General features: G+C 57.8%; 12 protein-coding genes. 9 read left to right on the top strand and 3 right to left on the bottom strand.

The features are described from left to right. Window positions 1-5 precede the first annotated feature (5 nt). From lspA to ACXJGX_RS08430, 7 genes are all read left to right on the top strand, one after another. Window positions 6-494: a signal peptidase II gene (gene lspA / locus ACXJGX_RS08460; protein WP_474780796.1), complete on the top strand. Its 489-nt coding sequence runs from the start codon at window positions 6-8 to the stop codon at window positions 492-494. A gap of 52 nt (window positions 495-546) precedes the next feature. Further along, window positions 547-1,056, top strand: coding sequence for a DUF3035 domain-containing protein (locus ACXJGX_RS08455; protein WP_474780524.1), 510 nt, complete (start codon window positions 547-549; stop codon window positions 1,054-1,056). 86 nt (window positions 1,057-1,142) lie between these two features. Further along, window positions 1,143-2,474, top strand: coding sequence for a M16 family metallopeptidase (locus tag ACXJGX_RS08450; RefSeq protein WP_474780522.1), 1,332 nt, complete (start codon window positions 1,143-1,145; stop codon window positions 2,472-2,474). A 2-nt stretch (window positions 2,475-2,476) separates the two neighbouring features. Continuing rightward, window positions 2,477-3,790, top strand: a complete 1,314-nt coding sequence (locus tag ACXJGX_RS08445) for a M16 family metallopeptidase (protein WP_474780794.1) — start codon at window positions 2,477-2,479, stop codon at window positions 3,788-3,790. Window positions 3,791-3,852: 62 nt separating this feature from the next. Next, the gene (gene mutL, locus ACXJGX_RS08440) at window positions 3,853-5,682 is read left to right on the top strand and encodes a DNA mismatch repair endonuclease MutL (protein ID WP_474780520.1); all 1,830 of its coding nucleotides are present in this window, start codon (window positions 3,853-3,855) and stop codon (window positions 5,680-5,682) included. Then, window positions 5,679-6,917 carry a DNA recombination protein RmuC gene (locus ACXJGX_RS08435; protein ID WP_474780518.1) on the top strand — a complete coding sequence of 413 codons (1,239 nt, stop codon included), beginning with the start codon at window positions 5,679-5,681 and terminating at the stop codon, window positions 6,915-6,917. The genes mutL and ACXJGX_RS08435 overlap by 4 nt, the downstream gene beginning before the upstream one ends. A 61-nt stretch (window positions 6,918-6,978) precedes the next feature. Beyond that, on the top strand, window positions 6,979-7,296 hold the full coding sequence (locus ACXJGX_RS08430) for a DUF3775 domain-containing protein (RefSeq protein WP_474780516.1): 318 nt from the start codon (window positions 6,979-6,981) through the stop codon (window positions 7,294-7,296). A 13-nt stretch (window positions 7,297-7,309) separates the two neighbouring features. On the opposite strand, the gene ACXJGX_RS08425 is transcribed toward ACXJGX_RS08430, so the two are convergent. The 3 genes from ACXJGX_RS08425 to ACXJGX_RS08415 are packed head-to-tail and all read right to left on the bottom strand — an operon-like array spanning window position 7,310 to window position 9,607. Next, window positions 7,310-8,350, bottom strand: coding sequence for a saccharopine dehydrogenase (locus ACXJGX_RS08425; RefSeq protein ID WP_474780514.1), 1,041 nt, complete (start codon window positions 8,348-8,350; stop codon window positions 7,310-7,312). Further along, window positions 8,350-8,952, bottom strand: coding sequence for a glutathione S-transferase family protein (locus tag ACXJGX_RS08420; RefSeq protein WP_474780512.1), 603 nt, complete (start codon window positions 8,950-8,952; stop codon window positions 8,350-8,352). Before ACXJGX_RS08420 ends, ACXJGX_RS08425 begins: the two co-directional genes overlap by 1 nt. Window positions 8,953-8,962: 10 nt before the next feature. Beyond that, window positions 8,963-9,607 (bottom strand): histidine phosphatase family protein, encoded by a 645-nt coding sequence (locus ACXJGX_RS08415; protein WP_474780510.1) that lies wholly within the window; start codon window positions 9,605-9,607, stop codon window positions 8,963-8,965. 418 nt (window positions 9,608-10,025) lie between these two features. On the opposite strand from ACXJGX_RS08415, the gene ACXJGX_RS08410 reads away from it, so the two are divergent. Both ACXJGX_RS08410 and recQ read left to right on the top strand, forming a co-directional pair. Continuing rightward, window positions 10,026-10,358: a hypothetical protein gene (locus ACXJGX_RS08410; protein WP_474780508.1), complete on the top strand. Its 333-nt coding sequence runs from the start codon at window positions 10,026-10,028 to the stop codon at window positions 10,356-10,358. A gap of 137 nt (window positions 10,359-10,495) precedes the next feature. Beyond that, window positions 10,496-12,532, top strand: a complete 2,037-nt coding sequence (gene recQ / locus ACXJGX_RS08405; RefSeq protein WP_474780506.1) for a DNA helicase RecQ — start codon at window positions 10,496-10,498, stop codon at window positions 12,530-12,532. Window positions 12,533-12,548: the final 16 nt, after the last annotated feature.

Here is a 12,548-nt window from a genome sequence, read left to right as displayed (position 1 = left end):
CGATGATGCGTCTGACATTCTGGACCGGGCTATTGGTGCTGTTGCTGGACCAAGCCAGCAAATACTATGTTGTACACTGGCTGCGGCTGTCCGAACCGGGTGTCAGCCCGATCCGCGTTTTCCCGCCCTATCTGGAGTTCCAGATGGCGTGGAACCGTGGCGTCAACTTTGGGCTATTTGCCGGGTTTGATATGCGCTGGGTTCTGATCGGACTGGCGCTTGTTATCTCGGTCGCGGTGCTGTGGTGGCTGCATAAAAACGGTGGTTCGAAATGGGCTTATTTATCCGCAGGCTTGCTGGTTGGTGGGGCCTTGGGCAATGTCATTGACAGGGTCTTCTATGGCGCAGTCGCCGACTTTCTGAACATGTCGTGCTGCGGCATCAACAACCCCTACTCGTTCAACGTCGCAGATGTGGCGATTTTTCTGGGGGCTGTTGGGCTGGCGTTTTTAGGTGACGGCGACAAATCAAAACCAAAGAAGAAGAGCGCGTGACCTCATGCCAATCATCGGCTAAACACGTCGCAACAATCTAACGGGTGCTTTGATGCGTGCGATCCTTTTTTCTGTTCTGACCTTTGCGACATTGGCCGCCTGCGGCAACACCGACCGTCCCCTGCGGGAAATGGGCGTGTCGGATGGTGGGCCAGACGAATTTTTGGTGATCCCGCTGAACCCGCTGGACGTGCCGGCCAGCGCGTCCCTGCCGATGCCGACACCCGGCGGAACAAATCGCGCCGACCAAGCCCCCAAAGCGACAGCAATTGCCGTGCTGGGTGGAAACCCATCATCGCAAATCGCCGGCGGCATTCCCGCCACCGAAGCCGCACTTGCGGCACATACCGCGCGTTACGGTGTGAACCCTGCGATCCGTGCCGAACTTGCTGCTGCGGACGACGCGATCTTGCGCCGCAAACGGATATCCAACGTATTTAATCCATTGAACCGCGACCGTTATTTCGGCGCCTACGCGAACCAGGCATTGGATGCCTACGCCGAATTAGCGCGCCTTGCCGCGCTTGGCGTGCAGGTACCCGACGCACCTGTCGCCGAATAATACCAATTCTCACAACAACGTATGACGGCTTGAACATCGCGGCACCCGGCGTCAGTTTACACCCAAGTTAAGCTGGAAGGGTGCCCATGAAACAATTGTTTGCTGCTGCTGCCATCATCACCTGCGCAAGCGCTGCGCTGGCTGAAGACGTGACCACATTCACGCTTGATAACGGGATGGAAGTCGTCGTGATCGAAGATCACCGCGCCCCGGTGGTGGTGCAGATGGTCTGGTACAAAGTTGGGTCAGCGGATGAACCTGTCGGCGCGTCCGGCGTGGCGCATTTTTTCGAACACCTGATGTTCAAGCAGACCGATATTCTAGAGGCCGGCGAATTTTCGGCGACCGTTGCGGCCAATGGTGGCAGCGACAATGCCTTTACCAGTTATGACTACACCGCGTATTTCCAACGCGTGGCCGCGGATCGGCTTGATCTGATGATGCAGATGGAAAGCAACCGGATGACCCATCTGGCGATCACAGCAGATAACATCGAAACCGAACGCAATGTGATCCTTGAAGAACGCAACCAGCGGACCGAAAACAACCCCGGTGCGCTTGCCCGCGAACAATTTAACGCAGCGCAATATCAAAACCACCGCTACGGCGTGCCCATCATCGGCTGGAAACACGAGATGGAGCAGTTGGAAATTGATGACGCTTTGGCGTTTTATGATCTGTATTATTCCCCGAACAACGCCGTTCTTGTGGTGGCCGGTGATGTGCAGCCGGACGACGTCAAAGCATTGGCAGAAACCTACTACGGCGTGATCCCGGCAGAACCGAACCTGCCCGAACGCATCCGCCCGCAAGAACCGCCACAACGGGCGGAACGCCGGATCACGTATGTCGATCAGCGCGTCAGTCAACCCTATCTGGTGCGCAGCTATCTGGCCCCAGAACGCGACCCCGGCGCACAACAAGAGGCCGCAGCACTTACCTATCTGGCCGAGCTTCTCGGCGGATCCGCCTTTACGTCTGACTTGGGCCGCGCGCTGCAATTCGACACGCAAACAGCGCTCTATACCTCTGCGTCATATGATGGCAGCTCTTTGGATACAGCAACCTTTAGCGTTGCGGTCGCCCCCGCCGAAGGCGTCAGCCTATCAGAGGCAGAAACGGCGATGGATCAGGTGATCACCGACTTTATCGCCAATGACATCGACCCAAACCGGCTGGACAGTATTCGCACACAGCTGCGCGCCTCTGAAATCTACGCTTTGGACAACGTCCAAGGCTTGGCAAACCGCTATGGCGCGGCGCTCACCCAAAGCCTGACAGTTGCCGATGTACAAGCATGGCCCGAGGTTTTGCAAAATGTTACCGAAGCGGACATCAAAGCCGTCGCCGCCAAGGTGTTTAACCGCGATCAGGCCGTGACCGGCTGGGTTGTTGCCAATCAAGAAGAGGCGATCTGATGATGTTGCGCACAGTTTTCGCCCTGATGTTGGCGGTTTTCGCCGGAACAGCCCACGCTGAAATTGATATCGTCAAGGTCACGTCACCCGGCGGGATCAACGCGTGGGTCGTCGAAGAACCCAGCATCCCCTTTATCGCAGTGGAAATCCGGTTTCGCGGCGGCACTTCGCTTGATCTGCCCGGCAAACGTGGCGCGACCAATCTGATGATGGGCCTGTTGGAAGAAGGCTCTGGCGAAATGGATGCCCAGGCGTTTCAAACGGCCCGCGAAGCATTGGCCGCCAGCTATGGCTTTGACGCGAACGACGATGCACTTGGTGTATCCGCGCAGTTTCTAACCGAAAACAAAGATGCGGCGCTTGCGCTTTTGCGGCAGGCGCTGATCACCCCGACTTTTGACCAAGATGCAATCGACCGCGTCCGTAGTCAGGTCTTGGCCGTCATCGCCAGCGACGCGAAACGTCCCAACAGCATCGCAGGTCAGACCTTTGATGCCGAAGCCTTTGGTGATCACCCCTATGGCACCGATAGCAACGGCACCGTCGACAGCGTTAACGCTCTTAGCCGCGATGATATCGTCACAGCCTACCAAAATGGCCTGACCCGCGATCAGCTTTACGTGTCGGTCGTAGGTGATATTGCGGCCGATCAGGTTGGGGAAATGCTGGACCAGCTTTTGGGCGACCTACCCGCGACCGGACCGGAGATGCCCGCCGATGTGCCATTTGGCTTGGCGGGCGGCGTCACTGTCATTGATTATGAAACGCCGCAAGCGGTGGCCATTTTCGGCCACGCCGGGATGAAACGCGACGATCCAGATTTCTTTGCCGCTTATGTGCTTAATCAGGTACTGGGTGCGGGCGGCTTTGAATCGCGCCTGATGAATGAGGTTCGTGAAAAACGGGGCCTTACCTATGGAATCGGGACCTATCTTGTCTCAAAGTTTCACGCAGACATGATGTTAGGCCAAGTCGCATCGGGAAATGCCACAATTGCCGAAGCAATTTCCGTCACCCGCGATGTCTGGGCCGATACTGCCGCCAACGGGATCACCGCCGAAGAATTGGAAAGCGCGAAAACCTATCTGACCGGGGAATATCCCCTGCGCTTTGACGGTAATAGCGAGATTGCGAATATCATGGTCGGGATGCAGATGATTGACCTTTCGCCGGACTATGTAACGAACCGCAACAGCTTTATCGATGCCGTGACCTTGGACGATGTGAACAGGGTCGCACGCACATTGCTGCAACCTGAAAATCTACATTTTGTCGTGGTGGGGCAGCCCGAAGGATTGGAAAACACTGGCCGCTAACCGCTGCTGGTGCCCAACTCTCCACTCGCAGAATCGTGGCGCGCTGTGCTAATACTAGTGGTATGACTATTGCTGACCCCCAGATAAAGCCCCGCCCGGTGATCCGGCAGCTTGACGATGCCGCAATCAACCGGATTGCGGCAGGCGAAGTGTTGGAACGCCCTGCCTCTGCCGTCAAAGAATTAGTCGAGAACGCAGTCGATGCTGGCGCAACCCGGATCGAGGTGGTGATTGCCGATGGTGGCAAGACATTGATCCGCGTCACCGACAATGGGTGCGGGATCGCAGCGGATGATTTGGCATTGGCACTGTCGCGCCACGCGACATCAAAAATCGACGGATCAGACCTGCTGAACATCCACTCTTTCGGGTTCCGAGGCGAGGCACTGCCGTCTTTGGGCGCGGTGGGCCGCCTGACGATTACGTCGCGTATTCCTGATGCCGACGCGGCCTGCATCAACGTCGCTGGCGGCAAGATGGGCGATGTGCGCCCTGCCGCGCTGTCCACCGGGACAGTCGTTGAATTGCGTGACATGTTCTATGCCACCCCGGCCCGCCTGAAATTCCTGCGCACCGACCGCGCCGAAGCTCAGGCCGTGAATGATGTGGTAAAACGCCTTGCGATGGCAGAACCCTTTGTCACCTTCATCTTACGCGACGCGTCCAACGGCGATAACCGCACCACCTTCCGTGCGGACGCCCAAACCGGTGACCTGTTCGACGCGCTGCACGGGCGGTTGCAAACCGTGTTGGGCCGCGAATTTGCCGAAAACGCGCTGGCGATTGATGCGGAACGTGACGGGTTCCACCTGACCGGATATACCGCGCTGCCGACCTATTCGCGGGGGGCTGCCATCGCGCAATTCCTGTTCGTGAATGGCCGCCCTGTGCGTGACAAGATGTTGCTGGGCGCGTTGCGCGCCGCCTATATGGATGTGCTGTCGCGCGATAGACACCCTGTCGCCGCGCTGTTCGTCGATTGTGACCCCACGTTGGTCGACGTTAACGTGCACCCCGCGAAATCCGAGGTCCGTTTTCGCGATCCGGGTACCGTGCGGGGGCTGATCGTTTCTGGCCTGCGCCATGCGTTGGCTGGTGCCGGGCATCGGGCATCCACCACGGTGGCCACTGCAACGCTGGGCGCGATGCAGCCCCAGCAGACCGAACCGCGCGTCTATCAAATGGACCGCAGCTATTTGCCGACCCGCCCCAGCTTCAGCGCGCGGTCACTCACGTTTCAGGCCCAAGCACCGGGGTTTTCAGAGGCCCCGTCGGCCCGTTTTGAACCGCCAATGGTCGATGAACCTGATAATCTGCCACTTGGCGCGGCCCGCGCGCAGGTGCATGAAAACTATATCATCGCCCAAACCGAAACCGGCATTGTGATCGTCGATCAACACGCCGCGCATGAACGGCTGGTCTATGAAAAACTGAAAACGCAAATGGCCGAAAACGGGGTCGCCGCGCAGGCGCTTTTGATCCCCGAGATCATCGAAATGACTGATAACGAGGTCGCGATGCTGTTGGACATTGCCGATGACCTTTCACGCCTTGGCCTGACGATTGAAACCTTTGGCGGCAACGCCATCGCCGTGCGCGAAACCCCCGCAATTTTGGGACAGGTCAACGCCCAAGCAATGATCCGCGACATTCTGGACGAACTGACGGACCAAGGCGACAGCGCCAGCGTTAAAACCAAAATCGAAGCCATCCTTAGCCGCGTCGCCTGCCACGGGTCAATCCGGTCAGGCCGCCGCATGCAAGGCGCCGAAATGAACGCGCTGTTGCGCGAAATGGAAGCAACCCCGCTGTCCGGCCAATGTAATCACGGGCGTCCCACATACGTAGAGCTGAAACTGTCTGATATCGAACGGCTGTTCGGGCGCACATGATCCAAATCGGCGATCAAACCTATGCTTTCAATAACCCCGTGGTGATCGGCGCACTGGTCGCTGGCGTCATTTTGCTGCTTGTGCTGGTCATCCTGATCACCACCATGCGCCGCACCGGTCGGTCTGCGGGCACCATGCAGGCGATGGTCAATCAGATTGAACGACTGTCCGTGGGGATGAACACCCTTGGTCAAAGCCAGCACCAATTGGCCGGAAACATCCAAACTGTCAGCGATGCACAGGCGAACGGTCAGGTGCTGGTGATCCAAACCATGGAAACGCGGCTTGCGGCGGTGCAGGCACAAATGGCCGACCGACTGGCGGATAACGCCTTGAAATCCGCACACACACTTGCCGAAATGCAAGAACGGATGAAGGAAACCCTGACCGGATCGTCGGAAAAAACCACCAAAAGCCTGACGGAATTGCAGGAACGGCTGGCCACCATCGACAAGGCCCAGACCAATATCGAAAAGCTATCGGGGGATGTGCTGTCGCTTCAGGATATCTTGTCCAACAAACAAACCCGTGGTGCATTTGGTGAAATCCAACTGCAAGATATCGTGTCCAAGGCCCTGCCCGCCGACAGCTACACGTGGCAGGCCACGCTGTCGAATAACCGCCGGGCCGATTGCCTGATCCACCTGCCCAATCCGCCTGGCCCGATGGTCATCGACGCCAAATTCCCGCTCGAGGCCTACGAGGCGCTTGTCGCCGCAGAAACGAAGGCCGACCGCGACCGCGCGCTTACTGCGCTAGGACAAGCGGTGCGTGGGCATATCCGCAAAATATCAGACAGCTACCTGATCGAAGGTGAAACCGCCGATGGCGCACTGATGTTCCTTCCCTCCGAGGCCGTCTATGCCGAACTGCACGGCCGCTTGCCACATATCGTGCGCGAAGGTTTTGCCGCGCGGGTTTGGATCGTGTCACCAACCACCTGTATGGCGACGCTTAACACCATGCGCGCGATCCTCAAGGACGCGCGAATGCGTGAACAGACAGGGGCCATCCGCAAAGAACTGGCTTTGTTGGGCGATGACGTGGACCGGCTGGTGACGCGGGTCGGCAACCTTGACCGTCATTTTGGGCAGGCCGCCAAAGACATCGAAGAAATCAAAATCTCGGCCGATAAAGCCGGGAAGCGGGCGAACCGCCTTGATCACTTCGACTTTGCAGAACTAGAGGCAAATCCGGTCGCCGATGTCGTGCCACTGGCCCCAGCACAAGATTAGTTGCGCTACATCAAGACGCGCCCCAAATCATAGACTAAGGTAGCGGCAGGAGGACCTGCAAATGTTACCTATCCCCACAGACAAAGTCGCCGAAGTAATCATCCTTGCGCGTGAACTTGACCGTGCCGAAAACGAATTCGACGGTTTTGTGAATCGTTTGGCCCAAGACGAGCAGGCCGCCTTGGTCGCCATCTTCTGGATCGGACGCGGCAGTTTCGACGCTGATGACTGGGCCGAGGCCCTGCGCACCGCCACCCAAGAAGCCCGGACACCTACGGCGCATTACCTGAAAGGATCGCCGCATCTGGCCGATCACCTTGAGGCCGGGTTGGCCGCGTTGGGCATTGATCCGACGGACGCCGAAGACGCATTATACTGACCCGAGGCGGGTTTTAACCCACTTCACTGTCGAAAATCGCACGCGCACGCGCCCAAACATCTTGGTCAATCGCGTGCAGCGTCGTCAGGTGGGGCAGCAATTGCCCGGCAAAATCTGCACTGCTTTCCGCTGGCAGCATCGATGGCAGGTTATCGATCGCCGTGACATCCAGAACGGGGACGTCATGCACCCTGATCGCCGGTTCATCCCACGTCGTTGTGCGGTCGTATACCTTGATCGGGGAAAAGTCGCTGTCTGGGTCGCAGGCAATATCACCGATCACCGATAATCTGCGCGGATCTGTCTTGGCGCTGGCGGGTACAAACACAGGGGTGCCGGGGCGCGCCAAAATACAGTTCAGGAAAATGTCGCGCTGCAGTACTTGCGGGAAAGGCCCGCCTGACGCGGTTTCGGCCATATCCCATTTTGCCACCTGCATCCCCATCGCTTCGCACAGGCCCGCAGCACCGGTCCCCACGCGGCCAAGCGCCCCGATAATCAACGCCGTCGGGCGGGTTGCGCCCAGACGTGACAACAGGTCAGCACGCATATCCGGGGCATCCGCGTACGCATGAACTGCCCCGACCTGACCGCCATCTTGCTGCGCAATCCAGCACATTAAAGACACCGCCGCCCCCGCATAGCCCGCCCAATATCCAAAGGCAGCAACCCGGCGACCATCCGCATGTGTCAGGTATTCCAGATCATAAAGCGCACCACCGCCAGCCTTAAACCTGTCCAACAAAACCCGGCCCGCAGGTTGGCCCTTGTAGGCGTGGCCAAACATGATGTGGCGATGCCGCAATGGCGTGCCGTCATCGGGCAGTTCCTTCAGGCCAAATACAATCGCATCGCGCGGGGCATCGACCCACGAAAACTCGGGCGCAATCGCGCACCCCACCGCCGCATAGTCAGCGATCGGGATGATGCGTTGGCGGCTTTCTTCGACAGTGACCTGAAATCCGTCATTGATCAGCGCTTTTGCACCTGACGGCGTGATCCCGACACGTTCCTCGTGCGCACGGCTTTCAGAACGCACCCAAAGATGAACCATCACAACATTCCTTTATCATAGATACGCTGCACCGATGGCCGCGCGTTCATTTTGTGCTGGAATGCCTGTACCTGCGGATAGCGTGATACATCGACACCATCACCTGGCAACCATGAAAGAACGACATAAAGATAGGGGTCAGACAACACCATATCGGTGTCCCCCCAAAATGGCAGGCGCGGCAGCAACGCCTCGAGGTAATCACAACTGGCTGCCATGGTCTGCGGCACCTTGCGGGCCATGTCCGCGAACGAACTTTCTTCGTCCGCCCAGCGTGCACCACGCAGCTTGTGCGCATGGTTCACATGCATCGTGCTGGCCAGATAATACATCAACGCCCGCATCTGTGCGGCCGCGAACGGGTCGCGCGGCACCATATCCGGTGCAATATATTCAAGGATTGCACCCGTTTCGGTCAAAACCCCTTGCGCGGTTTCCAGCGCGGGCACCCGACCCTTGGGATTGATTCCGCGATACGCAGGCATCGTTTGTTCGGCTGCGGCAAAGTTGACCGGAACCGCGAGATAGTCCGCGCCGATTTCCTCAAGCACAATCGCAACAGCGACAGAGATGGTGTGAGGCGCGTAATGAAGGCTGAGCATCGGATTTCCCTTAGTAATGTGTGACGGCGCTTGCACGATCGGGGTGATCCAAATGCGGTACGGCGTTAAAGCTGGCCAAAATCGGCCCTTGCGGGATCACATGCACCCGATGTAGCGATGTATTCATGATCGGCAGCAAGACATGCGCCAAACGTGTCGGGTCCAACCGCAGCAAATGGCGCATAATCATGCCGATGACCCCACCCGACGTCACGCATAGCACCCGTACACCCGGCTGCGCTGCTTCTTGCAACACGCCTGTCACCCGTTCTTCGAAAGATGCGAAGGTTTCGACACCCTGGATTTCCGCGCGGTGCCATGCTTCCATCACCTGCGGGATATGGGCCGCAAATTGATCTGGACCAGGCATCGGCACGCCATGCACATCATGCAGCGCCCTCCCAAGGTTAAAGTAGTCCATCTCGTTCAAGCGTGGATCAATCATCGGGTCACCAAAACCCATGCCGGTCGCGGTTTCACGATGACGCCGCAGGCTTCCGGATATCACCTTGTCAAACGGAGCTTCGCGATGATTTAGATATTCACCCAGCCACCGCGCCTGTTGATGTCCCAGATCGGACAGCTTGTCATAGCTTTCTTCGTCCTTCGCGCCAGAATTGGCCTGCCCGTGGCGCACAAAAAGAATCTCACCCATACCCGGCCTCCTGTTTCGGACCAGAGTTACGGGTTCAAATCCCGCTTTGCAACGCGCCAAGCCGTTGCCGTGCCGCGCGACAAACCGGATTTTGCAAAAAATATCTTATCACAAAAAAGAATTTTCCGGCCCAAAGTGATCTAGCTTTCAGGCGGAAAACCCGTTGTCGCCACGTCTGCGCACGGCTTTGGACTTCTCTCTGTTCATAAACGCACAGAAGTATGCCGATGGGTCGCCCGTGACAGATTTCAAGGTTTATTTCTGATCACTTTGATCACCATTTTCGTGATCGCCGTAGGCCTTTCCAAATGCGTCAACCTACCCGATATCCCAATCATCAACACGGCAAACATCGCCGCCGAGACAAGTTAAACCGCGACACTAAGGTCGCAATAAATAAAGATAAAAGGAAAATATCATGTCTATCAAAACAATCGCATTCGCTGCTGCAACTGTCGCTGCTCTGGGTACTGTCGCTTCTGCAGAAAGCTACTTTGAAGTCGGTGAAAACCTGAACGCAAACTCGGTACTGGAACTGGGTCTGGTCCGCGCACAGAACGACGGTGTTGTTGAAATCTACACAAACAACGGCGGCGAATTGGGCAACCTGATCGGTACAGAAAACGTACACGCTGGTGCGAACTCTGATGTCCGCGTCAACGTTGGCACAGCGCCAAACCAAGACGTTATTGCCCTGCTCAAAGTTGGCGGCGAAGTTGTCGTATCTAAAGATTACGACGTTATCCGCTAACCGATCCGCGCAAGCGGTATTCCCTTCAAAGGCCGTCTTCTGCAAAGAAGGCGGTCTTTTTGCATCCGGTGCTTGCCGCCCGATTCTGAACGTGGGAATGTGTGCGCCAACACTCAGCCACCGATAGGTCTTTCTTAATGCCCGCTGCCACGCTGCTTCGCGATGTTTTTGGCTTTGATGCCTTCCGCCCCGGCCAGCAAGAAATCGTGGATGCAGTCATTGCAGGACATAATACCCTGGCCATTATGCCGACGGGTGGTGGTAAATCCTTGTGTTTCCAGTTGCCAGCTTTGGTGCGTGACGGTGTTACCGTGGTGATATCGCCGTTGATTGCGTTGATGCGCGATCAAGTTCGCGGCTTGCACGAGGCGGGCGTTGCCGCAGGCGCGCTGACATCCGGGAACACCCAAGACGAAACCGATGCCGTCTTTGACGCGCTTGCAGCCGGCACGCTCAAGTTGCTCTATATGGCGCCTGAACGGCTTTCCTCTGGCGGGACCATGAATATGCTGCGGCGCGCGGGCGTCAGCATGATCGCGGTGGACGAGGCGCATTGCGTCAGCCAATGGGGCCATGATTTCCGCCCCGACTATCTGCGTATCGGTGAATTGCGCAGCATGCTGGACGTCCCGCTCGCGGCGTTTACCGCGACCGCTGATGCAGAAACCCAAGCCGAGATCATCGAGAAACTGTTTAATGGTGTCCCGCCCGCAACATTCCTGCGCGGATTTGATCGCCCCAACATTCATTTGGCCTTTGCTGTCAAAGACGGTCCGCGCAACCAAATTCTTAACTTTGCCGCCGCGCGCAAAGGTCAATCCGGCATTGTGTACTGCGGCACCCGTGCCAAAACCGAAACCCTTGCGAAGGCATTGAACGAAGCAGGTCACGCCGCCTGCCATTATCACGGCGGCATGGATGCCGAAGACCGCCGGATTGTCGAACGCAAATTCCAGCAAGATGACGGGTTGATCGTTTGTGCCACCGTCGCCTTTGGCATGGGGATCGACAAACCCGACATCCGTTGGGTGGCCCATGCCGATCTGCCCAAGTCGATCGAAGGGTATTATCAGGAAATCGGTCGGGCCGGCCGCGATGGTGCGCCAGCGGAAACACTTACGCTGTTTGGCCCCGACGATATCCGCTTTCGTCGCCAGCAAGTTGACGAAGGCCTTGCGCCGCCCGAACGCCGTGCGGCGGATCACGGCCGTTTGAATGCGCTGCTTGGACTGGCCGAGGCGCTGCGCTGCCGGCGTCAAAACCTGCTTGAATATTTTGGCGAAAACCCCGGACCCTGCGGGAACTGCGACCTGTGCGACAAACCCGCCGAGATATTTGACGGCACAACCGCCGTGCGCATGGCGCTATCCGCCGCGCTGCGCACCGACGAATGGTTCGGCGCGGGGCATTTGATTGACATCCTGCGGGGCGATCTTACGGATAAAATCCAACAGCGCGGACATGACAGCCTCCCGACTTTTGGGATCGGTAAGGAATATGATAAACGCCAGTGGCAGGCGATTTTCCGGCAAATGATGGGCCACGACCTGTTACGCCCCGATCGGGACCGTCATGGTGCGCTGCGGATGACCGAAGCCGCGCGGCCCATTTTGCGCGGCGAAGCAACCATCGAACTGCGCCGCGACACCATCCGTGCCGCCAAAGGCACAGGGCCGCAAGTCCGCGCATTGGTCAGCGACGAAGATGCGCCGCTGCTCTCGGCACTCAAGGCCAAGCGGCGCTATCTGGCCGAACAAGCCGGGGTGCCCGCCTATATTATCTTCAACGACCGCAGCCTGATCGAAATGGCCGAAAAGCGTCCGATGACGCTGGATGACATGGCGCATATTGGCGGGGTCGGTGCAAAAAAGCTGGAAAGCTACGGGCGCGATTTTCTCTCGGTGATTACGGGTGCGGTGAACGATATCCATCCGGCGCGCCGCAAGCTTGCCGGGCGCAACGAAGGGTCTGTGTATGATCGCTTGCTTGCTGCGCAGGCCAACCTTGCGCGTGGCCCGCACGGCGCCGACAAGCCAATGAGCTGTAGCGCGTCGGTGCTGGCAAAGGTCGCGCAAATGCGTACCGCCGATCTGGTCCAACTTGAAAGACTCATTGGTGCCCGCCACGCAGAACGATTTGGCGAAGCCTTTCTTGAAGTTATTGCCTCTGACTAAGCCAGAGAAACTGTGC

Source organism: Yoonia sp. SWMV100 (assembly GCF_056108365.1).
The sequence above is the reverse complement of the archived record's forward strand: the minus strand, read 5'-3'. Positions and strand labels throughout refer to the sequence as shown.

Excerpts from the sequence above, each read along its gene's own strand:
- recQ (WP_474780506.1), top strand. The coding sequence starts at position 10,496 with ATGCCCGCTGCCACGCTGCTTCGCGATGTTTTTGGCTTTGATGCCTTC.
- ACXJGX_RS08415 (WP_474780510.1), bottom strand. The coding sequence starts at position 9,607 with ATGGGTGAGATTCTTTTTGTGCGCCACGGGCAGGCCAATTCTGGCGCG.
- ACXJGX_RS08410 (WP_474780508.1), top strand. The coding sequence starts at position 10,026 with ATGTCTATCAAAACAATCGCATTCGCTGCTGCAACTGTCGCTGCTCTG.
- ACXJGX_RS08445 (WP_474780794.1), top strand. The coding sequence starts at position 2,477 with ATGTTGCGCACAGTTTTCGCCCTGATGTTGGCGGTTTTCGCCGGAACA.
- ACXJGX_RS08455 (WP_474780524.1), top strand. The coding sequence starts at position 547 with ATGCGTGCGATCCTTTTTTCTGTTCTGACCTTTGCGACATTGGCCGCC.
- mutL (WP_474780520.1), top strand. The coding sequence starts at position 3,853 with ATGACTATTGCTGACCCCCAGATAAAGCCCCGCCCGGTGATCCGGCAG.
- ACXJGX_RS08430 (WP_474780516.1), top strand. The coding sequence starts at position 6,979 with ATGTTACCTATCCCCACAGACAAAGTCGCCGAAGTAATCATCCTTGCG.
- ACXJGX_RS08450 (WP_474780522.1), top strand. The coding sequence starts at position 1,143 with ATGAAACAATTGTTTGCTGCTGCTGCCATCATCACCTGCGCAAGCGCT.
- ACXJGX_RS08435 (WP_474780518.1), top strand. The coding sequence starts at position 5,679 with ATGATCCAAATCGGCGATCAAACCTATGCTTTCAATAACCCCGTGGTG.
- lspA (WP_474780796.1), top strand. The coding sequence starts at position 6 with ATGCGTCTGACATTCTGGACCGGGCTATTGGTGCTGTTGCTGGACCAA.
- ACXJGX_RS08420 (WP_474780512.1), bottom strand. The coding sequence starts at position 8,952 with ATGCTCAGCCTTCATTACGCGCCTCACACCATCTCTGTCGCTGTTGCG.
- ACXJGX_RS08425 (WP_474780514.1), bottom strand. The coding sequence starts at position 8,350 with ATGGTTCATCTTTGGGTGCGTTCTGAAAGCCGTGCGCACGAGGAACGT.